Here is a 24105-nt window from a genome sequence, read left to right on the forward strand (position 1 = left end):
AGATTGTCCGATGGAGTAGAGCGAACTCACGCCGCGCCGTGGTGCCCCATTAATCCGAAGAGTCGATATGAACGAGCAAGCCGTCCTGTTTCGTAAAGCGCCGCTCTCTGAAGACGACCTGGTCGCTCGCGCCAAGCGATTGCACGAACGCTTCGGTCTCGCCCTGTACCAAACTCGTCTGGCGTTGAGCGGGCAGGGGCTGGGCATGTTGCGGCCCGGCGACGCCGCGCAGGTCGAAGCGTTGGCCGCCGACATGCGCGACCTGGGCTATCAAACCGCGCTGGTGCCCAACGAACGGCCGCGGCGGCAAGCCGACCTTGTTCGACGGTTTACGGCATACGAAGACCGCATCGATTTCGAAGGCCACTTCGAGACACGCTCGCTGCGGAAAGGGGCGCGGCTCATCGTTGTGCTGGCGGCGACCGAGCCGGCGTTGATCAGCAAGCTCATGCTTCGTTCCGTGTATACGGGCGGCCGCAAGCCCAGGATCGCCGAAGTGGAAAAGCGCGACGCCATTTTCCGCGCCGGGCCGACGCTTGATATTTACGAACTCGACGCCGACTCGGGCCTGCCGATATTGCGCATCATGCCGGGACGATTCGATGCCTCCTCGCTCGGCGAAGCCGCTACCGCCAGCGCGGTCGAAAATTTCCGACGCGTGTTGCGGCTGCTCGACGACTTTGCCGGCGAGTTGATTGTGGAAACCGATTTCGGTTTGTTCCAACTTCCACATTGCATTTTCGACACAGCGGGCGGACCCGAAGCCCGTGAAAACAACCTAGCCAACGCCCTGGCGTACGGCGCCTACGTTTGCGCGCTGCAGCAGCAGGATCCATCCTCCGCCAAAGTGAGCCGAAGTGTATTCGGGGCTGACGACAGCGAGGGAAAAACCAGGGAAGCCGTTGCTCAAGCCGCGGAATTAGCCGGAGTCGTCGACAGCTTTCTGCCTCCGCCGCCGCCGATCGCGCCGCTGGCATGGTGGCGGACGTTTCAGGTTTGGCACGTGTTCGCGGTGGGTTTCTACTCTCTTTGGTTTCTCGGTTTTCCATTGTTGACTCGCGTAGCGCGTTCTGGTGTCGCCGACACCCTTTTTCATTGGGGTTGGCAGCGCGGTCTGTTTTTCGTTGCTTCGACAGCGATACTGATCCACCTCAGTTTTTTCTTTCTGCGGCGCAAACGTTTGATGGACAACACGCCGACCTCCAAAGCGCGATCAATGGCCATGGGATTTGTGGAAATGAAAGGCACGGCGTGGCGGCGGTTCAATTTGATCTCGCCGATCAGCCAGACGCCCTGCGTGTTCTACCGCGTGCGCCGCTACGAAAAACGCAGCGGCCGTCACGGCGAAGACTACTGGGTGCCGGTTTCCGTAAAGGAAAGCGGTTCGGTGCCCTTCGAGCTGCGCGACGAAACCGGCGCGGTCACGATCGACCCGCGTGGCGCGAAGGTCAAAGCTTCCCACAAGCGAAGCTCGATGGGCGAAATGGACGTCTTTCTCGGGTCGGGAGCCAGCATGGAAAGTGACGTCAAGCACGTGGAGGAAATCATCCCCGAGGGAACGTCCGTTTACGTGCTCGGTTTCGCCGAGCCGGGGGAAACCGAAAAACCCGATTTGCGTCGCCGCGTGCTGGAGAAACTTCGCTTCTTGAAGCAGAATAAAAACAAGTTGATGGAATTTGACGCCAACCGCGACGACCGCATCGACGAGCACGAATGGGATCAAGCGCGCGCCGCCGTGCATGACGAGGTTTATCGCGATACCGTCGAAGCCTCGCTGGCGGAGGGAGGCGCCGGACCGCAAGCGGTGATTCGCAAGCCGCCGGCCGGCCTGCCTTTCGTGATCGCCGAAAAAAGCGAAGAAACCATGACCACGATCTATGGATTCTCAGCCGTCGGGTTCCTGGCGCTGGCGATCGGTTCGCTCGCCACGGGCTTGGTCTTACTGCTAGGATAGAATTCGGGAGGGCAGATGATTTTCCTATCCGCCGTGTTCATCGTTTTTGCCGTGATCGTCGTGCTGCTCATCTCCGCGGGAATCTACGCGGTCGTGATCTATAACGGCTTGGTGCGCCTGCGCAACAACATCGACCGGAACTGGAGCAACATCGACGTGCTGCTCAAACAACGCACCGACGAAATTCCTCGCCTGGTCGCCGTTTGCGAGGGGTACATGCGGCACGAACGCAATACGTTGGAAGCCGTTACCCAGGCGCGGGCGTCGGCGATTCGGCCCGGCGGCGGAGCCACTGCGGGCCAACAGGAAATTACGGCGCAGAACAACATCAGCCATGCGCTGAAATCGCTTTTTGCCGTAGTCGAAAATTATCCCGACCTGAAGGCCGACCAGGCGTTTCGGCAGTTGCAGAACCGCATCACGCAGCTCGAAGATCAGATCGCCGACCGGCGCGAATTCTTCAACGAATCGGTCAACCTCTACAACATCGCCATCGAGCAGTTTCCCGACGCAATCATCGCGCGCCTGGCCGGATGCCGGCCGCGGGTACTCTGGGAAATCGCCGCCGAAGACCGCGCCGTGCCTTCCGCAAGTATAAAGCAGTAGTTTAAGTTATATGCTATAATACCATGAATAATAAGGGCTATTCATCTCCTGGTGAGGCATCCTTTGCAATCATTTCATTGATGCGCGCCGCGAAAGCTTGGACGTCGGTCACGCGTGAACCTTCCCCCAAGAGAGCCTGGTCGTAAAGCAATCTCGCGTAACTTTGCAGACGCGGGTCGTCGGGGTTCTTCTCGAAGAGCGCTTGAATCGCCGCCACCGACGCATGTTCGGCGTTGAGTTCCAGAATGCGCGCTGCGTCCGGCACGTCCTCCTGCCCTAAGGTCTTGAGCAGCGCCTGCATGTGAGGATTGAGCGCGCCTTCCTCCACGACGAGCACGACCGCGCTGTCCTTCAGCCGCCCGGAGAGCCGGACATCCTTGACCTCGGGGACGGCCTGCCGGAACAAGTCGAGCAGACCTGCAAACGTCTTTCCGGTTTCCTCGCGGGCCGCTTTTTCCGCCTCGTCGCTCAGGTCGCCCTTGTCGACGGCTTTGAACGGTTTTTCCTTGTAGGCCATCAAGTGGCTGGTCACCCATTCGTCGATCGGGTCGGTCATCAGCAGTACTTCCTGATCGCGGGCGCGGAAAAGCTCGAGGTAGGCCGAACTCTCCATCACCTCCCGGCTCGATCCGACCAGGTAAAAGATGTCGGTTTGGGCCACGGGCATCGACACGAGATATTTCGCCAGCGACGTAAACGCGCCCGGTTGGGTTTTCGTCGACTCGAAGCGCAACAGGTCGGCCAATCGTTCGCGGTTGGCGAAGTCGGTGTAGACACCCATCTTGAGCAACGAGCCCCATTCCTGGAAAAAGGCGTCGTAGGCTGTCGGGTCTTCGGTCGCCATCTCCTCAAGCGTGGATAGGATTTTGTTGACCAACGCTTTCTGGATGCGGGCGATCAACGGATTGTCCTGCATCATTTCGCGCGACACGTTCAGCGGCAGGTCCGACGCGTCCACCAAGCCGCGCACGAAACGCAGGTAGGGCGGCAGCAAAGCCTCGGCGTTGTCGGTGATGAACACGCGGCGGATGTACAAATGCGGACCTTGCTTCGTCGGGTCCTGCGACGCGAAAAACGGCGGCCGTTTCGCCGGCAGATAGAGCAGGGCACGGAACTCCAGGTTGCCCTCGGCCACGTAATGGATTACGCGGGCCGGGTCTTCCGAATCGCGGGCCAGGTGCTTGTAGAAGTCGTGGTATTCCTCTTGTTCGATGTCGCTTTTGGCCCGCCGCCAAATCGCCTGGCCCGAATTCAGGACCTCCTCGACGATCTCGACCTTCTCTGGAGCGTCTTCTTCGCCGTTGGTGGGTGACACGGTCTTTTCCACGTCCATCACCACCGGATGCTCGACGAAATCCGAAAACTTCTTGACCACCGTGCGCAGGAAGTACTCGTCCAAGTACTCCAAGGCCTCTTCGCGCAGGTGCAGGGTTACGTCCGTGCCCCGCGTTTCCTTGCGGATCTGTTCGATCTTGTAGGTTCCCTGGCCGGTGGACGACCAGCGCACGCCCAACTCTGGATCGCCCGCCATGCGGCTTTCCACCACCACGTTTTCGGCCACCATGAACGACGCGTAGAATCCCACGCCGAACTGGCCGATCAGCTCGGGCCGGTTGGCGGCGTCGGCATCCTGCAGTTCGGCCAGGAACTCAGCGGTTCCCGAGCGGGCGATCGAACCGAGCTGGTCGCCGACGGTTTCCATCGACATGCCGAGGCCGTTATCCGAAATGGTTAGGGTCTTCGTTTCCCGGTTTGGAATGAGTTTGATCTTCCAGTCCGCGTTGTCTTCGAGCACGTCGGGCTTGGTCAGGCCCTCAAAGCGCACCTTATCGATCGCGTCCACCGCGTTGGAAATCAGTTCGCGCAGGAATATCTCCTGGTTGGAATACAGCGAATGGATGATGATATCCATCAACTGCTTCATTTCCGCTTTGAATTTTCGCGTCTTCGCCGCCATGTCTATCTCTCCCGTCGATTCAAGGTTCACGCATTGTTAATGTTTTGAGATTCGAGCAACGGCAATTTAATACCTCGTCACACAATTTCAAGCCCGCCGCGTTTATCGATGCGTGCCGTAAGCCCTGCAACCAGGCTGAGCCTGGACCGGACAAGGTCCGGGGCTAGGACCGAGAGCATCTATCGACGATGTTGTTGCAGCGACCGGCGTCTTCGCCGCCTTTGCGAGCCCGGACAAGGGGACCGCGTGCACCCGACGACAATGCCGTCACAGCGACCGGCGTCTTCGTCGCCTTTGCGAGCCTCACTTGCGGCATGCACGATCACCGGCTTTGCATAAACCACAACGGCAGGAACCCTCAACTTGTGGCGCAGCCGCGCCCGGCTGCGAAATGACATCACACAAAACCGTAGGAGCGACTTCAGTCGCGATCCAGGTTTCGCAACCACCCTCAAATTTTTGACACTCCGCACGAAAGCGGCTATCCTGAGCCGACTTGGGCGGAGGCGCGCGTGGCCGAGACGACCGAAAACACTTTGTTTATCCCGCAAGATGGAGACATGCTCGCGCACGAGCGGGCGCTCTGGCGGCACGGTCTGATCGTGGCCGGCATCGATGAAGCGGGGCGCGGCTGTCTGGCCGGGCCGGTGGTGGCGGCGGCGGTCGTGCTCGGTGCCGACGCGGATCTCCCCGGCGTTACGGATTCCAAACAGCTCAGCGACCGCCAACGGCGTTCTATGTTGCCACTGATTCTCGAACAAGCCCGCGGCGTGGGCGTGGGAGTGCGAAGCGCGCGGCGAATCGACGCCAGCGATATCCTCACGCAAACCAAAAGCGCGATGCTGCGGGCCGTGGCGAAGCTACCGGAGGCTCCCGACTTTTTGCTGATCGACGGCAATCAGCGGCTACCGACCACAATCCAACAACGGACGCTAATCGGCGGTGACGGCATTTGCCTGTCGATCGCGGCGGCGTCGATCGTGGCCAAGGTGACGCGTGACGACTTGATGCTGCGCCTGCACGAGCGTTACGGCGACTACGCCTGGCACGCCAACAAGGGCTACGGGACGGCCGAACATCTCGAAGCGCTGCGGCGCGTGGGGCCGTGTCCGTTGCACCGCATGAGCTTTCGCGGCGTGGTAAGGAAGCCGGAATGAGCGACGCGTGGCGCCGTTTGTTGGCCAGGTTGCGCGGTGAGGATGAACCGTTGGGTCCGAAAGCCGAGCGGCTCGCGGCGCGCCATCTCAAGCGTCACGGCATGCGGATCGTAACCCGCAACTGGTCGACGAAACTCGGGGAACTGGACTTGGTTGCCGTGGAAGGCGATGAGTTGGTTTTTGTGGAGGTGAAAAGCAAGCGCGACGATGAGTACGGTCGCCCGGCCGAGCAAGTGAACTTCGGCAAGCGGCGGCGCATCGAGCGGCTGGCCATGGCGTTTTGCGGCAAAAAGAAGCTGGACCCGCCGGTGATGCGTTTCGACGTCGTGGAAGTGATTTGGTCGGACCCGCCCCGGATCGAGTGGATTCGCGGCGCGTGGCTGGCGGGGGAGTGACGTGGCCGAGCCTCTGAACATTCGCCATAGCCTGCTCGGCAAATTGTTGGTGGTGATGCTCGCGCCGACCTTTCTGTTTCTGACGATCATCAGTTTCTACTTCTACTTTCAAGCGCGGGCGAGCCTCGAGGATGAAATGGCGCGCCGGCTGATCGGCCTGGCCCGTAGCGCCGCCGGGCAGGTCGACGCCACGCAGGTGTTCGCCTTTCTACCCGGTGATGAGGCCACGCGCAGTTATCGGTCCGTGCGTGACAAACTGGCGCTGCTGGCTGAGACCAACGACGTGCGGCGCGTGTATGTCGCCGATTTCGAGCACAAGGTCATTTTCACGACCGAGCGCCAGGGGGAGATCGGCGAGAAGATGTATCACCTCGCGGGGCACCGGCGGGAGGTCAAACGAGTACGCCAGGGCCGGGCGGTCGCTTCGACGATGTTCAGCGGCGCGGATGGCGAGATGTACTTAGCCGGCTATGCGCCGCTGCTGTTGGACGGCGAGGTCGTGGCGATGGTGGGCGTGGACGCCGACGTGCGCTTTTTCGGGCGCTTGCGCGCCATTCGTCTCAATCTGGTGCTGATCAGCCTGGCGTCGTTGCTGGCCTTTGCCATTACCGGGATTATTTTCGCGCGGCGTCTGGCCAACCCCCTAAGGCGGCTGGCGCGCAGCGCGGCGCGCATCGGCGAGGGGAATTACGAAACCGAGATCGCCGAGCAGACGGGCGATGAAATTGAACTGCTGGCCGTGACGCTCAACGACATGCGCAAGAGCATCGTCGAACGCGAACGCGAGATGCACATGATGCAGCGAGGCATTGCGCACGAGGTGCGGAATCCGCTCGGCGGCATGGAGCTTTACTGTGGCATCCTCAGCGACGAACTCAGAGACCGGCAGGATCTCATTCAACACGTGCGAAAGATCGAGCGCGAAATCCGCGTGCTGGGGCAGGTCGTCAACGAATTCCTCGATTTCACGCGGGACCACGTGCCGGACGTGCGGCGCGTCGATTTGCATGAATTCTTCGCCGAACTGATGATGGAATACGCCGGGCGCTGCGAGAAGCAGGGCATTCAGCTTATCAAGGACATCGCCCCGGATTTGAATGCGGCCTTCTTCGATCCCGACCTCATGCGGCGCGTGTTGCACAACCTGTTGCTCAACGCCGTGCAATCGATGCTCGAAGGCGGACGCTTGGAGGTGACCGTCGGTCGCGCCGGCCACGATTTGCGAATTTCCATCACCGACACCGGTCGCGGCATCGCGACGGAGAACCTGGAAAACGTGTTCAGTCCGTTTTATACCACCAAGGAAAAGGGCACCGGCTTGGGGCTGCCTTTTGCGCGCAAGATCGTGGAAGGCCACGGCGGCGATTTGAAACTGCAAAGCGAAGTCGGCCGCGGCACCGGCATTGTCATACGGTTGCCGCAACCGGAAAGCGAGGAGAGTTGATGAAACACGTACTGGTGATCGACGACAACCAAACGATGCGCGAGGGCATGGAAGTCATCATCGCTAAAATGGGCCACAAGGTGTTCTCGGCCGGCAACGGACCCGAGGGCTTGCAGATTCTGGAAATGAACCCCGTCGACATCGTGCTGACCGACCTGCGCATGGAGGGGATGGACGGCATTGAAGTGCTCGAAGAGGTGAAGTCCCGCAGCCCCGAGACCGTCGTGATGGTGATCACCGCGTACGGATCGATCGAAACGGCCGTGGACGCAATGCGCAAGGGCGCTTTCGATTTCATCACCAAACCGTTCTCGCAGGACGAATTGCGCTTCCGGGTCGAGAAGGCCGTCGAGCATCAAGAACTGACTCACGAAAAAGCGCGCCTGGAAAACGAAAACCTGTACCTGCGCGAGGCCGAGGTCGACAGCCTCGGCACCGACGAAATGATCGGCGAATCGGACGCGATTCATCAAATCAAGGACACGATCAAAAAGATCGCGCAGGGCGATTCGACAGTGTTCATCTGCGGCGAAAGCGGCACGGGCAAGGAGTTGATCGCGCGGGCGATTCACGAGGCCAGCCCGCGGGCTTCGGGGCCCTTTATCAAGTTGAATTGCTCGGCGCTGGCCGAGGGCGTTTTGGAGAGCGAGCTGTTCGGGCATGAGAAGGGATCGTTCACGGGGGCGCACAAGCGGCGCATCGGCCGTTTCGAACTGGCCGACAAGGGGACGTTGTTCCTCGACGAGATCGGCGACATCAGCCCGATGATCCAATTGAAGCTGTTGCGCGTATTGCAGGAGCGGGAATTCGAGCGGGTTGGCGGCGCGACGACCATCCGCGTTGACGTGCGGGTGGTGACTTCGACGAATAAGGATCTGCTGGAGGAAATCAAAGCCGGCAACTTCCGGGAGGACCTGTACTACCGTCTGCATATTATCCCGGTGGAAGTGCCGCCCTTGCGGGATCGACTCGAGGATTTGACGCGCCTGGTTACGCATTTTCTCACGAAACTGGCGCCCCGCACCCGCAAGCAAATTCGCGGCTTAAGCGACGAGGCGATGAAGAAACTCGGGTGCTACCAATGGCCGGGCAATATTCGAGAACTCGAAAACGTCATCGAGCAATCGATGGTGCTTTGCGAATCGGATTTCATCAACGTGGGGGATCTGCCCAGCTTTATCACCGGCGGTAACGGCGGCGCGGTCTTGAAGCCGGAATTGGGCACCAAGCCGCTGCCGGAGATCCTCGATGATATCGAACGCGAATTGATAAAGCAGGCGTTCAACCAAGCCAACGGCGTCAAAACCGAAACCGCGCGCCTGCTCGGCATCAAGACCAGTGCGTTGTATTACAAACTGGAGAAATACGGACTAATTTGAGGAATCGATGACATTGACGCAGAAACATCGAAGTCGCTTTTTGTGCCGCGGAATCGCGGTAGCGATGGTGATGTTTCTCGTTGCGCTCTTCGCGCCGTCCGGCGCAGCGGCGCAAAACCGAATCGACGTCGACACGTCAACTATTAGGCTGCTCAAGGCTCAATACGGGGCGCTGGCCGGCCAACACCGGCTTTTGCTGAAGCAGCAGCGCGAGCTACTGCGCAAGCAAGGCGATCTCGCCGATGAAATCGAGAAGGTACAAGATTCCGATCCCGGGATTCTGGGACGCATGCGTCTAGAGCGCCTGCTGGCGGAGAATCTCGATCTTTCGAACCGCCTCAACGAAGTCGCAAAATCCATGGCGGCCAATGAGGAAGCCCGCGTCTCCAAACGCGAGGCGCTTTTTCGGGTGTACACGACCGAAATGGAGCGCGTCGCTCGGAAGTTGCGTCACGCCAAGGGCCGCAAGGATGCCAAGAATCTGGCCGATCGTTTTTATGAACTGCGGCAATCGCGGCGGAAGTGGCGAACCGCGCGCACCGTGGAAAGCGATTTCAGTCGCCTGATTGTCGAAGAGAACGACACGGACGGGCCCGACGAATTGCTTGCCAAGGCGGAGATTCTCAGCGACATCGTGCGGAAGATTCGCGACGCCATACGCGAGATCAACCGCGACATCATGCGCCTGCAGCGGGAAAAGAAACTGGGCGAAGATTTCGACACGATGGTCAAGGAAATGAACCTTTTTGAAGAGGGTGCCCGCTTCATGCGGCGCGCCGACGAAGGCCGTGACGACGGCGACGAGGCGGTGCAGCCCGAGGTGGACGATTCGGGCTTGCACGTGCCGCCGATTGATTCTTCCGAACAAGCGCCGCCGGGTTCGGTGCGCGCCGGGAGATCGATTGAAGCGGAAATCAAGCGACTGAAAGCCGAGAAGAAATTGTTGGAAAAACTGGCCGGCGATCTCGCCGGAAAAGCGAAGCAGCTTCGCTTGAAGGCGGTGGCGCTTCGCGATGATAAGCGACGCTAAAAAGGGGACTGCGTTTTGCGGCTGATTTGGATACACGATCAAGTACGACGGCGGGCCGGGCCCGTCTTGTGGTTCGTCTGTTTGTGGGCGGCGCTGGGCGCGGGTGCGGCTTGGGCGGGCGATGTGGATTTGAAAAATCGGGCTTCGCTGTCGGCCGAGTACGACGACAATGTGTACAAGGCGAATCGGGACCTCACCGCCGATTTTCTGGGGCGGCTGTTCTACGATTTCGGACTCAACTGGCGTATCACGCCGAACAATATATGGCTCACGAACTACCAACTGGGAGGAAAACTCTACGCGCAGGAAACCGAGGAAGACACGATCATCAACCAACTGCAACTCGGTTACACGAACTACTCGATTCGCACGGTTCAGATGGGTGTGCAAGGTTCGGCGAAGCTGCGCAACATTCGCAGTGCCGAAGAAGATTACTTGAAGTTCATCGGCCGCGCCTTCGTCGGCAAGCGGTTTATCGACAGCATCTACGCGGGAATTCACGCTCAGTACAGCGAATTCGATTTTCGCGGGTCGGATTACTACGATTACTGGACGCAATTGTACGGCGCCGAATTTCGATATGATTTCAAGCGCACGTTCTCGGTCGGGGCGGGCTATAACTACGAAAGGAAAACGTATCCTTTCAACGCCTTGCGCAATATCGGCGAGGAAAATATCCTGTTGGTGGAAAGGGACGACAAGCGCAAGGACAACCTCAACGAGGTGCGGGCATCGGTTCGCTATCAAACCGCCTTTTTCGAGCGCTTGCCCTTTATGACGACGCTGACTTACACCTACCAGAACAACGCCTCGAACTCCTACGGTGACGCTTACGACAACCACCGCGTGACGGTGGGCCTGTCTCAATATGTGCTGGAAGATACGAGCGTGCACTTCGTCGGGACGTTCCAGTTCCGCGATTCGAAAGAAAAGGTTTTGATTCCGCACAGTTATTCAATCGAGGAGGACGACGAAAACTACAATCAGATCCAGGCGAGGCTTACTCATAGTTTCACCGAGTACTTCAGCCTGTACGGAAGCTATCAGCGTTTTTGGAGCAATTTCGATCACGACCGACTCAGTTTCGTGCGTAATTTGTATGCCTTAGGCATCACGTTTCGATTCTGAGTCGATACCAAAAACTTGATGAATATGACGAATAACTGAAGTGAAGCTTGTTTATATGGATTGTCAAATGTATGAAATAAAAGGTAAATTGTTCGTGGCACGGATGTTGCGAGCAACTGTTCGCGGTGATAGAATGCGAAGCAACCGGTGGAGAGTCAGTTTGCAAGCAAGGATAATCATTGGATTTCTGGTACTGCTCGCGGCGATGCTCGTGGCGTGCGGCGACAACGGCGTTGGTATCGACGTTGGCTTTGACGACCCGGTCGAAGAAGGTGTACCGCCCGAGGCGCAGGGCAGCGCGACGCTGGAAAACATGCACAATCACTCCGGAATTTCAGTGGAACTCGCGGAAATCGGGATCAGCTTAGTGACCGACGAGAAGGGTGAGTTCGCGTTGATTAGTGAACTGGCCGAAGGGGAATGGACCCTGTTTGCGTCGTATCCGTTCTTTTCCACCGCCGAGCAGAACTTCACGGTCGTCAAAGGCCGGCCCGAGAACGACCTCGATCCGATGAAACTCGACCAACGCGTGATTTTTGACGTCCGGCCCGAGCGGCCCTATTACACGTACGGCGAAACAGTTGTCATCACCTTGGATGCCACGAATGTCTCCGGGGAAATCCAAAAGCTCGAATCGCTCTCTAGTCCCATGGCCGCCTTTGCGGTTCGCCACAACAGTGAGACCGTCGTGGGAGGTCTCTTCCCCGGCCAGGGTTCCGAGCCGCAGGAAGTGGTGCTTCAGCCCTACGAAACGCTGAGTTTCACGCTGAGTTGGACCATCGACAATTTCGATTTGGAGCCCGGCGACTATGACATCTATGCCGTGCTGACCAACTCGGCCCAATATCCCGATTACTTTTCGCCGGATTCCGAACTCGCCGCCGAACTCAACAATTCGCTGTTCAGCAAGTTGACGCCGGCCACGATCTCGCTCGCCGAATAAGCTTCCCGGTTATCTCCGTTGACGCAGCCGAGGCGCGTTTCTTTTGACGTAGAGGACTTCAATCCCAGTACGTAGACCGGATGCCGCGCGAGGAAACCGCACGGAAGTGGTGGGAAGAAGGTCGAAGAATGTCTATCGTCGCGTTGGAATGAACATCGAATGTTCGTGGTAACACTTGATAAATAAACCGTTTTTCGCCGGAAAGCCGTAGCTTTATCCTCTTGCGCGCTTCGGGTGTCTCTGCTAGTGTACGCACGCGAAACGGATCCATCAGGTTCCACAGCACATAAGGGTAAACGAATGCGCCGAATTTCGACCGTCATGTTCGGTGGAGCGTTGATCGCTCTGCTCGTGCTTAGTACTTTGGCCGTGGCCGGGATGAAGGGCAAGTTGTACGTCAAGACGACCGAGATGCTGCTGACTGAGCGCAGCGGGAACGTGTGTCGCGCCGAGACGGACAATTATTGCGAACGCAACTACAATTGCCCCATAGGAACCGTGGCGCACGCCGTGATTTACAATATCAAGGAAGATGACGGCGAGAAAATGCTCGCCGGTCTCAGCTTGGTGTGCAGCGACCCGAACGCCTTCAGCAACCCTACTTTCGTTGGTGCCGGCGGCGACAAATTCGCGGGCGAAGTCATCAACGACTATTGTCCGGTCGGCTACATGTTGTCCGGTTCGGATTTCTACACAAGCGATCGCATTCACTTGACCGGGGTTCGGCGTGTGTGCCGGCGTTACCAGCCTTTCGACGAACGCCGGGGACCAAATCTTTACGGCAAAGGGTTTGATTCGATGGCCAATGTTTGTCCCGAGGGACATTGGGTGACCGGCGCGAAAGTCAGCTTTGAGCGGGTCGTGCCGGAAAACGGCGCCGTCGATTCGTCTCTGATCAACGTTCGTTACTATTGCAGCGAAGTGCGCCATTTCGTCATCGAACCCAGCAAGAAAGAACTGGAAGAAGCAGCAAAGGAAACGCGCCACTAGAAAATGGATTCGAATCTTCCGCTCAACCTCCAATTCAATGGCGACATTCGTGTCGGTTTAGCTCTTGCGTTTGTACTGCTCATACTCGCCTGGAAACTGCGCGTGGTGACACGCGGCGGCATGGTGGGCGGCGTTGTCGTCGGCACCTCCGTTTACGCGGCGTTCAGTTGGGCGGGCTTGGTTCTATTGCTGTCGTATTACATTTTCGCCGACGTCTCGAAACGGCTCGCGATGGACGTGCTCAAACGGAAAAGCAAGGCCATCGCCGAGGGCAAGGAAGGGGCGCTGAATTTCGGCGCCGTCTTATTGCCGAGCGCGATTCCACTGCTGGCGGCGTGGGTCATGATTTTCAGTACCAAAGCACCGCATCAGTTTCTTAGCCTACTGGCGTTTGTGGCATCGCTTACCACGTCGCTGGGCGATCTGGTCAGCACGGAGTTGGGCCAGGCATACGGCAAGCGCACGTACCAGTTGATTACGTTGGAACGCGTGCGCGCCGGCACGCGCGGCGGCGTGAGCCTTGAGGGCAGCTTGTATGGCGCGGTGACGATCATTTTATACGTCGGGTTCGCCTTCGGTCTATTTCATGCGGCGGGCTTTAACGTGGACGCCCACGACCTGTTGTTCGGCGCCAAAGCGGTGTTGATTCTCATTTTCGCCGCGGTGCTGGCCAACCATATCGAGAGCGTCGTGAGCGGCATACTCGGCCAGTTTCAACGCCGACCGAATAAGCGCGCGTTGAACTTCCTGGGTGGTGTGGTCGGCGCATTGCTGACGCTGTTCTTCACCAATTTTCCGGAGGCCTGATGGCCGGCGACGCGGGGTCGGTCAAAGTCGTTGAAACCTCGGATGTCTCCGATGTGCGCCTAACAGCCATCATCAACGAAATGCTGCCCTAGGCTTCCTGCTCGTCGATCAGCGCATGTAGTTTCTCTGCCAGTTCACCGACCTTAAACGGCTTCTTGAGGAAATCCACAGCGCCGTAAGACATCGCCATTTCCTTTTCGCGATTTAGCTGCAATGTCGCATAGGCGGTGACGACAATGACCGGGATCGACACCGTTTGCGCGTCGCGTTTCAATTCCCGCAGCAGATCCAGGCCGTGGGTATGCGGCAACATGACGTCCAGCAGAATCACCGCCGGCTTCTCGGTGCGGGCGGCGCGCAAACCGTCGGCGCCGTTGGCGTACCAGATCACTTGAAATCCACGGTTGCTCAAGCCTTTTTCGATATAGAAGGCGTGGTCCGGATTGTCTTCAATCAACAGAATCAGCGTTCGTTTATCGGACATCAAACTGTACCTTTCTCCTGTTGAAACGCCGCATTCGACTCAGGCGAAGCGTCGGAGCGACAAGGTGGAACCTGCAGCGTGAAAACACTGCCGCGACCCACCGCACTGGTGACGCGAATTTCCCCGCCCAGCACGCGGGTGAGCCGGTGGGCGATGGCCAGCCCGAGCCCCGCGCCTTCGGCGGCGTCCTGCAGCGGGCCTTTGACACGGTGGAATTGTTCGAAGATGCGAGCGAGTTCTTCCTCGGGAATGCCGACGCCGGTGTCTTTCACGGTAACGAGCAGGTCGCCGTTTAGTGCGGAGAAACGCAGTTCAACTTCACCTTGCACCGTGAACTTGAAGGCGTTGGATAACAGGTTGGCCGCGATCCGGAACAACTTTTCGCGGTCGGTGGGAAACGTTTTCGCAGGCACTTCGTTGGACCAACGCAGAGCCACGCCCTTGACGCGCGCCACATCGATGAAGCCGTCGGCGAGTTCGCGAAGGAACTCATCGAGGTCAAACTGGTCGACGTAGATCGTCTCTTCGTCAACCAGCAAACGCGAGAAATCGAGGATATCGGTGACCAAATCGAGAAGGCGTCGGGCGTTGACGCCGATACGTTCAGTCATCTGCTGGAGTTCGGCGGCGGAATCGGCCTCGGGCAGCAGTTCGGCAAGCCCGAGAATCGAATGCAAAGGAGTTTTGAGTTCGTGACTCGTGTTAGCCAGGAAATTTGATTTCAAACGACTGGCCTTGGCCAGTTCCCGGTTCTTCTCGATGATTTTCCGGGCTTGCGCTTCCAGCCCCTCAAAAAGCCGGGCGTTGCGCAGGGCGTAGGCGACCAGGTTGGCCGCCAACACGAGCATTTGTCTTTCGATCGCGGAGAAGGGGTTACCGCCGGTGCGAAACACGCACAACAGGCCGTCGCCGGATCCCACGTTCGCCGTGATGTGGTGATGGATATCGGCTTGCGAAATGGGCTCGCCCGCCGTTTGAAACGCCACGAGGGAAGCGTTTTCGGGGAGAGAACGCTGGGCTTCTCGGGCCGCCAACAACTCGCGAACATGGGCCACGACCCGGTCATTGTGTTCCGGAGACCAATCGGCGGGTAGGTGTACTTCCAACTCGTTACTCGACCAATCCCACAAGGCCATGCCGTGAAAGAAAACGAGCGTGGAAAGCAAGGCGGGCAAACGTCGCTTGAGAAGTGCGGGATTATTGGTTGCTAAGATACGCCGACTAAATTCATCAATACGACTCAGGACCTGATCGAGCGACGCTCCCACCTGCGGGCTGTGCCGCAATTGGATAATCGTTTGCCAAGCGGGCAGGTCGAGTTCGACGAGCGATTGTGATTCGACGCCGAGAGCTCCGGCGAGGCAGTGCGGGAATCGGCGCGGCGTGCCCGGGCGCGGCGCGTTGTAGACGATGACGGGCGTGCGTTCCCGCCACGCGGGCAGGTTGGGGATACCGTCGAGAATGGCGTAGTCAACCAGGACAAATGCCAAGTCGTCAGGCGGAGCCATGTCGTGAATGGAATAGGCGTGTTGTAGGTCGAAATCGGGCTGCGATTCCCGCAAGCGGTCGACTTCTTGTGTCTGTTCGCAGACGATTAGTACAGCCGGTTTGGTGTCCATCGGCCGCATGGTCTCGCGTTCAAGCCGGGGCGTCAAGGCAATGGTTGCGACGCGAGCTGCCAATTGATTTCATCGCTGCTTGCAGTACAATCCCGCAACATAGTGGGCCCCCATAGCTCAGGTGGATAGAGCTCAGGATTCCTAATCCTGGTGCCGTAGGTTCGAGTCCTACTGGGGGCGGCCGGCAAACCCGCGACCGTTTAGGTGGCGGGTTTCTTTTTTGTTGCGGGCTGCGGTGATATGATTCCAAGGCGGATCCGGTTGGAATCACGTGGAGAGGGTCTATGAAACGCATCATCATTCTTCTGCTGGTGTTCTCGGTATTGGCCTGGCCGATGGTGTCGGGTGCCGAGGATTTCCGGAGTGCGGTCTGGGGCGCCAAGCCGGAGCAGGTCGAGCATGACGAGCGCATGTTGTCATTGTATCACAAGAGCGATAACCAACTCGTCTTTCACGGGAAGGTGGTGGGATTTCCGGCGGCAGTGTACTTTCACTTCAGCTCGTCGGGACTCGATCACGGCACAATCTTGTTCTTGCAGAAGCATGTGGAAGCCGAACGGTACATGGAGGATCACGCCGCGGTTCGCAAGTTGTTGATTGAAAAATACGGCAATCCCAGCTCTAACGCCGAAACCTGGTCCGGCACGAATGCCAAGACGAAAACCAAGCAACTCGCCGAGGCGCTGGCCAAAGGACAGGTTAACATCGTTACCGGCTGGAAGACCGACACGTCGGAAATCTTCCTAATTTTGGGGGGCAAAGACGGTCGTATTTCCATGCGTATCAACTATTTCAGCAAGGACCTGTACAATTTCGACGTCAAACGCGAGGCGCGTCCGAACGAATTGTGAGGCTCCATCGCCATGGTGGGCGGCGTCGCAAAACGGTCGTCTTGGAAGCCGGATTGGAAAAAAGGTTTTTTCACAGCACGCATATTTTTGATTTTCTGATGTAAGAGACCTTGTTTTTCGCGTTACGGCGTTTATTTTAACTTGACAGGTGTGGTTTCAACATGCGGTAATTGTAAAGAAAATCACATCAGATATGCCCAGGGGGATGGCGATGAATAAGTCGGACCTTGTCGAGGCTTTGTCCAAACGGGCGGGGATCACCATCAAGAGGGCTGCGGAAGTCGTCGATTTGATATTCAACGAAATGACCCAAGAGTTGGTCAAAGGAAGTCGCATCGAAATACGAGGTTTCGGAAGCTTCGTCATCAAAGAGTATGAGTCTTACGTAGGTCGTAATCCGAAAACAAAAGAAAAGATCCACGTACCGCCCAAACGCTTGCCATATTTCAAAGTCGGCAAAGAACTGCGGCAAAGGGTGGATGGCATAGGAGACGTTGTGGTTTCGATCGCAACGCCGGCGCCGGAAGATTACTGACCCTTACCCAGTGTTGTAGCCAACGATTAGAAACGCAGAACGACGACTAAGGTTTATGCGCTGTCCAGGGGAGGACTACCCATGAATATTCACGAATATCAAGCAAAAGAGCTACTACAACAATTCGGTGTACCGGTGCCGCCGTTTCGAAAGATATCCAATCCGTGGGAAGCCTACGAAACGGCGCAGGATTTAGGCGGCGACATCTGGGTCGTCAAAGCGCAGATTCACGCCGGCGGACGCGGTAAGGCCGGTGGCGTCAAACTCGCGCGAAGTCTCGAAGAAGTTCACGAACTGGCGCTCGAAATTCACGGCAAACGGCTCGTCACGCCGCAAACCGGTCCCCAGGGCCGCGTCGTGAAAAAGCTAATGATCACCAAGGCCGTCGACATCGATAAGGAATATTATCTGGCGATGCTGATCGATCGCGCCACGCGCTCCGTCACGGTCATGGCCAGCCGCGAAGGCGGTATGGAAATCGAGAAGGTAGCGGCCGAAACGCCCGAGAAAATCATTTTGCGGAATGTGGATTTGCTGTGCGGCCTGTCGCCGTTTGCCGCGCGCGGCGTGGCTTTCGCGTTGGGGCTCACCGGCAAGCAGGTGCATCAATGCGCCGCTTTGATCAGCAATATGTATCGTCTGTTTGTCGAGAAGGACTGTGCGCTTATCGAAATCAATCCGCTGGTGCTGGATTCCGCCGGCGCCCTGTGGGCGGTGGACGCGAAGGTAACTCTGGATGATAACGCCCTACCGCGGCATGCGGATGTGCGGGGCTTCCGCGATTTCGAAGAGGAAGAGCCGCTGGAAATCCTCGCCCGGCGCTACGGCGTGGACTACGTCAAGCTGGACGGTAACATCGGTTGTCTAGTCAACGGTGCGGGATTGGCGATGGCCACGATGGATATGATCAAGCTGGCCGGTGGCGAGCCGGCAAATTTCCTCGATATCAAGGGCGGGGCGAACAAGGAAAACGTCGTCAACGCCTTCCGTTTGCTGACCGCCGATAAGCGCGTTCGCGTCGTGCTGATCAATATTTTCGGCGGCATTGTGCGCTGCGATATGGTCGCGGCCGGTATCTTGTCGGCGTTGGAGGAAATTGACGTTCAATTGCCGATTGTGATTCGCTTGGAGGGAACCAACGTCCAGGAAGGCCGCAAACTGCTCGAAGATTCCGGCCACGAATTCATCCTCGCTAAAGGATTGGCCGACGCTGCGGGCAAAGTCGTGGCCGCGTTGCCGGGAGGTGCGTCATGAGCATCTTTGTCAACGAAAAATCGAAGGTCGTCGTCCAGGGAATCACCGGGAAGGAAGGTAGTTTCCACGCGCGGCAGTGCGCGGCGTACGGCACGAAAATCGTCGCCGGCGTTACGCCGGGCAAGGGCAATCAAAACGTCGATTATGTGCCGGTGTTCGACACGATGACCGATGCCGTGGACGCCACCAAAGCGGATGTCAGCCTGATTTTCGTGCCGCCGGTGTTCGCCGCTGATGCGATCCTGGAAGCGGCCGACGCCGGGGTCGGGCTGTGCGTCGTGATCAGCGACGGCATCCCCACGATGGACATGATCCGCGTGTTGCAGCAAACCTCGTGCCTGCCCACCCGCGTGGTCGGCCCGAATTGTCCCGGCCTGATTTCCCCCGGGAAATGCAAAGTGGGCATCATGCCGGCGCAGATCCATTTGCCGGGAAAGGTCGGCGTGATCAGCCGCAGCGGAACGCTGACCTACGAAGTGGTGTCACAATTGACAGCATTAGGCATCGGACAATCGACCTGTATCGGTATCGGCGGCGACCAGGTCGTCGGCACGGATTTCATCGATTGCCTCGAAGCCTTTGAACGCGACCCGGAGACTGAGGTGATCTTGATGATCGGCGAAATCGGCGGCGACGCGGAAGAGCGGGCCGCGCGATACATTGCCGACAACGTCAAGAAGCCGGTCGTGAGTTTCGTGGCCGGACTCTCGGCGCCTCCGGGAAAACGCATGGGCCATGCCGGAGCGATCATTGCCGGCGGTAAAGGTACGGCGCGCGCCAAACTCGACGCGCTGGCCGAAGGTGGCGTCCATGTGGTAGAAGATGCGTCGGAAATCGGTGCCACCGTCGAGGAGATGCTGGCCGACGCCGACTAAAGTCGCCGTTGAGAAAGGATGAAACCGTGCGGAGGCTCTGCCGCCTTAGCCTGACCGTTATTCTTCTCGCTATCCTTTTTAGCGCAGCGATGGCTGCGAATTCCTGGACGAATACCTTCAAGCTTCGCGCTATCAAAGCGACCGCCGCCCTCGTGCCCGAAGGTCTCAAATCACAGATGCCGCAAGACGACAGCGCTTGGCTGTCCGCGATCAACCAAGCCCAAAGCACACAGGCGCGAACACTGGCCGCCGACTACGACAGGGCGAAGAAGGCATTGGCCTCCGGCTCGGTCGGCGAGGCGCTGCCCGCCTTGGTGGCGATGAGTTTGGCGTTGATCGACGAGGCGGCGCCGCGCGATCGCGATGGCTTGTACGCGAAACTGGACCGCAGTCCGGAAATCGGGCTCGCGAATTTTGACGGCTACCATTACGTGATCGAACGCGAAACCTTTGCCAAGAAGCTTGAGGCGGCCTCCAAGGAAACGATACGCCGAGCGGTAAAGGCGGGCGACGATACGCAGAAAGCCGCTCGTTACTGGGCCGACTTATTCAACCTGTATGTCAACGCCGGCGTCGACCTGTGGACTTCGGCCGCCCACGACGCCGGTTTCGAACTGGGCCGCGGCCAACCGGTCGGCACGCGGGTGACGCCGCCGCTGAATACCGATGATGACTCTTTCCGACCGCCGGTCGATGTCGATGTGACCGGTTATATGGCCGCCACTCTCCAGTCGCTCGAACAGGGTGGCGTGATCAAAACCATAAAAATGGGCGGCGGCGACGACGACGGCAACGAGTTCGTTTTTGATGAGGGCATTTCGGTCACCGGTGATGAAGCACGACAAACGGCCGATCAACTCGCGAACTCGAACGTCCGGGTCGATTCCCAGGGCGTTGACCGCATGAAGGGCCTCGACGAAGAGGCGTTGGCTTCTTTGAAGAAGCTCGGCATCGACGTCAAACGGACGCGCCGCGAGTTCAGCGAAACGCGCGGCGGCATCAAGCCGGGTACCAGCGTGTCGGTCGGCGATTTTCAATTCGAGATGGAAGGGATTTCGTCCATTGAATTGGGCTCGCGCGCCGAGCGGCCCGTGTTTATGCAGATATCGGACTCCGCCCTCAATACCGGTCGCGGCGAGGGATCGATGAATCAGAAGGTCGTCGCGGCGGTAATCGGCGCCAACGTGGGCGGCGTGAAGGCGTGCTTCGAACGTCGGTTGCGCGAGATCCCCGACTTATCCGGGCGCGTGTTCGTGGAGTTCACAATCGGCGTGGATGGCGTTGTGAAAACCGTCAACGTGTTGGAGAACACAAGTGGGGACGGCCCTTTCGCCGAATGTCTGACGAGGCAAGTGCGCCGGATGAACTTTCCCCCGCCCAAAGGGGGCGAAGTTACCTTCGTTTTCCCGTTCATTTTCGAACAATCTTTTTAACGAACGAATCGTTTGTTGTTGGGGTGCCGCAGACGGTCGACCTTTTTATTAGTTCTTGTCCGCCGGGGATTCCAGTGCGTCGACCGCTTGCTCCTGGTCGGGGCTGAGGCGCTCGAGGCAAATGAAAGACGGTTCCTCGGTATCCGGCTTGGCCAGCACGATCGCCAGGTAGGGATCGTGCGTCAAGTACAACGCGCGTATCTGCAATTGGGCGGTCGGGTCGGTGTGGCGCTGCACGAAACGATCGAAAAGCAAAGGATGATTGAAGCGGTTCACGAGGGAGCCGCCAGCGGTGCCGGATGTTTGCGAAGCGTTGAGGAAAGCATCGAGGGCGATCTTCTTTTTGATCGGCCGGGTCGGGCTGTCCGGCGTGAGTACGCGGGCAAAAGGATATTTGAATTGTTTGAAGTTGGCCATGACTTCATCGCTGGCTACAGCTTGCTGCTCGAACCACGACACGCGACCATCGCGGTCGAGATCGGCGACGACCATTTCCGCTTGGATCGGAGTCGGAGCAATGGATTCCTGCTTCGACAGAAAACGCCACGGGGCTAAACTGATCAGCACAATGACCAGCGAAATCACGAGCCCGGCGATAATAAAAGTAAATTCCTTGCGTTCCATCTCTTGACGGTGCTCGTCGCAAAGAAAAAACGGCTTTACAGGGACAAAATTCAGCCGCTTGACGATCTTCCAGTGGGCATCGTCGCCGCATTGGGAACATTGCGCCATGTCATATCTCCCGTCACATGAGTGGGAAAACACTAGCAATTTTGCGGCTTAGTGGCAAGCAATCATTATCGGCGGACCGGCCCCGCAATGGCGCAAAGCTTGACCTGTCTGGTGCTTGCCTCTACAATTCCCACGCTTCCTAAATTTTTCCATTTTTGGGGGAAATGATGACAGCCAACGCGCCCATCGAAAAAGCCTTGACTGCCGCCGACCGAACCGAAGTTTTTCTGCGCCATTGGCCGGTCGAGAACCCGCGTGGCGTGGTCGTGTTCGCACACGGACTCGGCTCGCACGGCGGACGATCCAAGAACATCGTAGCCAACTGTCTACCCGCCGGCTACGCAATCTTCGCTCACGACCACCGCGGTCACGGGAAGACCGTTGGACGACGCGGCCACGTGGACCGTTTCGACCAATTCCTCGACGACCAATACATGGTCATCGGCGAAGCGCGCGAAGCCTATCCCGACAAGAAAATCTTTCTCATGGGGCACTCTTTGGGCGGTCTGATTGTGCTCGCGTACGCCTTGCGCCACGCCGACACCATCGATGGGGTCATCGCCTCGAGCCCGGCGCTCAAACTTGCGCTGGAAGTGCCGGCCCTAAAGGCCACGGTGGGCCGGCTTCTCTCCTCGCTGCTGCCGACGTTGGCCTTGGGTAACGGAATCGACCCCGGGACTCTTTCGCACGACCCCGAAGTGATTCGTGAATACGAGAACGATCCGCTGGTTCACGATCGCGTATCAAGCCGGTTCTTCGTCGAGTTTTCCGCCGCGATGGATCGTACCTTACTAGCGGCCGGAGCACTGCAGATGCCGCTTTTGTCCTGGCACGGTGGTGAGGACGCGCTAACCTCGCCGGCCGGCACGCAGCTTTTCTTCGAGCGCGCCGGTTCCAAGGACAAAACGTTTCGCTTATTCGAAGGGCAATTTCACGAGGTCCACAACGATCTGGCCAAAGAAGAGTTGTTCGCGATGTTGATCGCCTGGCTCGACAGCCACGTTTGAATGTCCGGAGGACGCATTGAACACACTGGGTAACCTACTAACCCGGCAGGCGAAGAAATACGGTGACAAGACATTTCTCTATTTCGAGAACGAACAATTATCCTTCGCCACACTCGAGGCGACGGCGAACGCGCTGGCCGGCGGTCTTTTGGAGCAACGGTGCCGCCACGGGGAGCACATCGCCTTTGTTTTGCCGAATATTCCGGAATGGATCATTACCTTCTTCGGCATTATTAAGGCCGGCGCCGTGCCGCTACCGATCAACAGTCTGCTCAAAAAGGAAGAAATCCATTTTATTCTGCAAAGCAGCGAAGCGCGGCGGTTGATTACGATTCCACAGTTTGCGGACCGCATCCGCGACATGCAGATGGATTTGCCCGATTTGAAGGAAGTCTACGTACTGGATGATGAGGCGCCGCGCGGCATGCGCCTGTTTGAGGATTTGCTCGTCGGCCCCGAGACACCGCCCGATATCCAGATCGAGGAAGCCGATCCCGCGTGCATTATTTTCACTTCCGGAATGACCGGCCGCCCCAAGGGAGCGACGCTTTCGCATCGGAACTACCTCACCAATGCCAAGCAAATCGTGCACGGCTTGGAGATTTCCGACAGCGACCGCATCCTCAATATTCTGCCGCTCGTGCACGTAAATGCGCAGCTTGTGACGCTCTTGGCACCTCTATACGCGGGCGCGCAAATGGTGCTGATGCGCGGCTTTTCGGCCCGTCAATTCCTGCCTGCCCTTGACTTGTTCAACGCGACCGCCTTTGCCGGCGTGCCGAGTGTCTACGCGATTCTCAACCAATTGCCCGACGCCGAGGAATACGACCTGTCGCATCTGCGCCTTTGCGTGTGCGGTGCGGCGCCGATGCCGGTGGACGTGTTCGAACAATTCGAAGCCCGCTTCAAAGCCAAGATCATCGAGGGGTACGGTTTGACCGAAGCCACCTGCGCCTGCAGCGTCAATCCGATCCGCGGTAAGCGGAAGATCGGTAGTATCGGCCAGCCGCTGCATGGCGTGGATATGCGCATCGTCGACGACGACGGCAACGATGTGCCCGCGGGGGAAGAGGGCGAAATCGTCGTACACGGCGACTTGGTTATGCTCGGCTATTTCAACGACGAGGAAGCCACGGCCGAGACACTTCGAGACGGTTGGCTGCACACCGGAGACATCGGCTACAAAGATGAAGATGGCTTCTTCTTCATTCGCGGGCGCAAGAAAGAAATGATCATCCGCGGCGGCGAGAACGTGTATCCGCGGGAAGTCGAGGAAGTTCTCATCAAGCATCCGGCGGTCGGCGACGTCGCGGTGATCGGCAGGCCCCACGCGATTTGGGGCGAGGAAGTCACGGCGTACATTATCCCGGAGGGGGGCGAGGAGCCGAGCCGCACCACGCTCATGGAATATTGCCGGCAACATTTGGCCGACTACAAGTGTCCAACCTCGGTCGTGTATGTCGAACAAATGCCCAAAACGGCTCTCATGAAAACGCGGCGCTGGGCGTTACGCGAGGAATAATTC

General features: G+C 58.2%; 22 protein-coding genes and 1 tRNA gene. 19 read left to right on the forward strand and 4 right to left on the reverse strand.

The window, feature by feature from the left end:
• The first annotated feature begins 67 nt into the window (after positions 1–67).
• Both P9L99_15980 and P9L99_15985 read left to right on the forward strand, forming a co-directional pair.
• Positions 68–1954: a GIDE domain-containing protein gene (locus tag P9L99_15980; GenBank protein ID MDP8224859.1), complete on the forward strand. Its 1887-nt coding sequence runs from the start codon at positions 68–70 to the stop codon at positions 1952–1954.
• Positions 1955–1969: 15 nt separating this feature from the next.
• Complete coding sequence (locus tag P9L99_15985; GenBank protein MDP8224860.1) at positions 1970–2560, forward strand: LemA family protein; 591 nt, start codon at positions 1970–1972, stop codon at positions 2558–2560.
• Positions 2561–2597: 37 nt separating this feature from the next.
• Here the strand turns inward: P9L99_15985 and htpG are convergent, their stop codons facing one another.
• Positions 2598–4517, reverse strand: a complete 1920-nt coding sequence (gene htpG / locus P9L99_15990; GenBank protein MDP8224861.1) for a molecular chaperone HtpG — start codon at positions 4515–4517, stop codon at positions 2598–2600.
• Positions 4518–5029: 512 nt separating this feature from the next.
• Between htpG and P9L99_15995 the strand changes: the two genes are divergently transcribed.
• From P9L99_15995 to P9L99_16035, 9 genes are all read left to right on the forward strand, one after another.
• The gene (locus P9L99_15995) at positions 5030–5674 is read left to right on the forward strand and encodes a ribonuclease HII (GenBank protein MDP8224862.1); all 645 of its coding nucleotides are present in this window, start codon (positions 5030–5032) and stop codon (positions 5672–5674) included.
• Positions 5671–6069, forward strand: a complete 399-nt coding sequence (locus P9L99_16000) for a YraN family protein (GenBank protein MDP8224863.1) — start codon at positions 5671–5673, stop codon at positions 6067–6069. Before P9L99_15995 ends, P9L99_16000 begins: the two co-directional genes overlap by 4 nt.
• A gap of 1 nt (position 6070) precedes the next feature.
• Positions 6071–7513, forward strand: coding sequence for a HAMP domain-containing sensor histidine kinase (locus tag P9L99_16005; protein ID MDP8224864.1), 1443 nt, complete (start codon positions 6071–6073; stop codon positions 7511–7513).
• The gene (locus tag P9L99_16010) at positions 7513–8892 is read left to right on the forward strand and encodes a sigma-54 dependent transcriptional regulator (GenBank protein MDP8224865.1); all 1380 of its coding nucleotides are present in this window, start codon (positions 7513–7515) and stop codon (positions 8890–8892) included. The genes P9L99_16005 and P9L99_16010 overlap by 1 nt, the downstream gene beginning before the upstream one ends.
• A 13-nt stretch (positions 8893–8905) precedes the next feature.
• Complete coding sequence (locus P9L99_16015) at positions 8906–9922, forward strand: hypothetical protein (protein MDP8224866.1); 1017 nt, start codon at positions 8906–8908, stop codon at positions 9920–9922.
• Between the two features lie 15 nt (positions 9923–9937).
• The gene (locus tag P9L99_16020) at positions 9938–11050 is read left to right on the forward strand and encodes a hypothetical protein (protein MDP8224867.1); all 1113 of its coding nucleotides are present in this window, start codon (positions 9938–9940) and stop codon (positions 11048–11050) included.
• Between the two features lie 160 nt (positions 11051–11210).
• Positions 11211–11993, forward strand: a complete 783-nt coding sequence (locus P9L99_16025) for a hypothetical protein (GenBank protein ID MDP8224868.1) — start codon at positions 11211–11213, stop codon at positions 11991–11993.
• Positions 11994–12293: 300 nt separating this feature from the next.
• Positions 12294–12983 carry a hypothetical protein gene (locus P9L99_16030; protein MDP8224869.1) on the forward strand — a complete coding sequence of 230 codons (690 nt, stop codon included), beginning with the start codon at positions 12294–12296 and terminating at the stop codon, positions 12981–12983.
• A 3-nt stretch (positions 12984–12986) separates the two neighbouring features.
• Positions 12987–13790, forward strand: coding sequence for a DUF92 domain-containing protein (locus tag P9L99_16035; protein MDP8224870.1), 804 nt, complete (start codon positions 12987–12989; stop codon positions 13788–13790).
• Between the two features lie 88 nt (positions 13791–13878).
• Here the strand turns inward: P9L99_16035 and P9L99_16040 are convergent, their stop codons facing one another.
• The gene (locus P9L99_16040; protein MDP8224871.1) at positions 13879–14274 is read right to left on the reverse strand and encodes a response regulator transcription factor; all 396 of its coding nucleotides are present in this window, start codon (positions 14272–14274) and stop codon (positions 13879–13881) included.
• On the reverse strand, positions 14274–15893 hold the full coding sequence (locus tag P9L99_16045) for a HAMP domain-containing sensor histidine kinase (GenBank protein MDP8224872.1): 1620 nt from the start codon (positions 15891–15893) through the stop codon (positions 14274–14276). Before P9L99_16045 ends, P9L99_16040 begins: the two co-directional genes overlap by 1 nt.
• Before the next feature lie 106 nt (positions 15894–15999).
• Between P9L99_16045 and P9L99_16050 the strand changes: the two genes are divergently transcribed.
• The 6 genes from P9L99_16050 (at position 16000) to P9L99_16075 (ending at position 20841) form a co-directional block, all read left to right on the forward strand.
• Positions 16000–16073, forward strand: a tRNA-Arg gene (locus tag P9L99_16050).
• Between the two features lie 104 nt (positions 16074–16177).
• On the forward strand, positions 16178–16744 hold the full coding sequence (locus tag P9L99_16055; protein ID MDP8224873.1) for a hypothetical protein: 567 nt from the start codon (positions 16178–16180) through the stop codon (positions 16742–16744).
• A gap of 205 nt (positions 16745–16949) precedes the next feature.
• Positions 16950–17279 carry an HU family DNA-binding protein gene (locus tag P9L99_16060; protein MDP8224874.1) on the forward strand — a complete coding sequence of 110 codons (330 nt, stop codon included), beginning with the start codon at positions 16950–16952 and terminating at the stop codon, positions 17277–17279.
• Positions 17280–17360: 81 nt separating this feature from the next.
• Positions 17361–18533 carry an ADP-forming succinate--CoA ligase subunit beta gene (sucC, locus tag P9L99_16065; GenBank protein ID MDP8224875.1) on the forward strand — a complete coding sequence of 391 codons (1173 nt, stop codon included), beginning with the start codon at positions 17361–17363 and terminating at the stop codon, positions 18531–18533.
• Complete coding sequence (gene sucD, locus P9L99_16070; GenBank protein ID MDP8224876.1) at positions 18530–19408, forward strand: succinate--CoA ligase subunit alpha; 879 nt, start codon at positions 18530–18532, stop codon at positions 19406–19408. Before sucC ends, sucD begins: the two co-directional genes overlap by 4 nt.
• Before the next feature lie 89 nt (positions 19409–19497).
• Positions 19498–20841: an AgmX/PglI C-terminal domain-containing protein gene (locus P9L99_16075; protein ID MDP8224877.1), complete on the forward strand. Its 1344-nt coding sequence runs from the start codon at positions 19498–19500 to the stop codon at positions 20839–20841.
• Positions 20842–20889: 48 nt separating this feature from the next.
• Here the strand turns inward: P9L99_16075 and P9L99_16080 are convergent, their stop codons facing one another.
• Positions 20890–21573 carry a hypothetical protein gene (locus P9L99_16080; protein ID MDP8224878.1) on the reverse strand — a complete coding sequence of 228 codons (684 nt, stop codon included), beginning with the start codon at positions 21571–21573 and terminating at the stop codon, positions 20890–20892.
• Between the two features lie 167 nt (positions 21574–21740).
• Here P9L99_16080 and P9L99_16085 point away from each other — a divergent pair, with 167 nt between their 5' ends.
• Entirely contained in the window at positions 21741–22580 is an 840-nt protein-coding gene (locus P9L99_16085) for a lysophospholipase (protein ID MDP8224879.1), read from the forward strand.
• Between the two features lie 16 nt (positions 22581–22596).
• Positions 22597–24102 carry a long-chain fatty acid--CoA ligase gene (locus P9L99_16090; GenBank protein MDP8224880.1) on the forward strand — a complete coding sequence of 502 codons (1506 nt, stop codon included), beginning with the start codon at positions 22597–22599 and terminating at the stop codon, positions 24100–24102.
• The last annotated feature ends 3 nt before the right edge of the window (positions 24103–24105 follow it).

It is taken from the genome of Candidatus Lernaella stagnicola (assembly GCA_030765525.1).
Classification (GTDB): Bacteria; Lernaellota; Lernaellaia; order Lernaellales; family Lernaellaceae; genus Lernaella; species Lernaella stagnicola.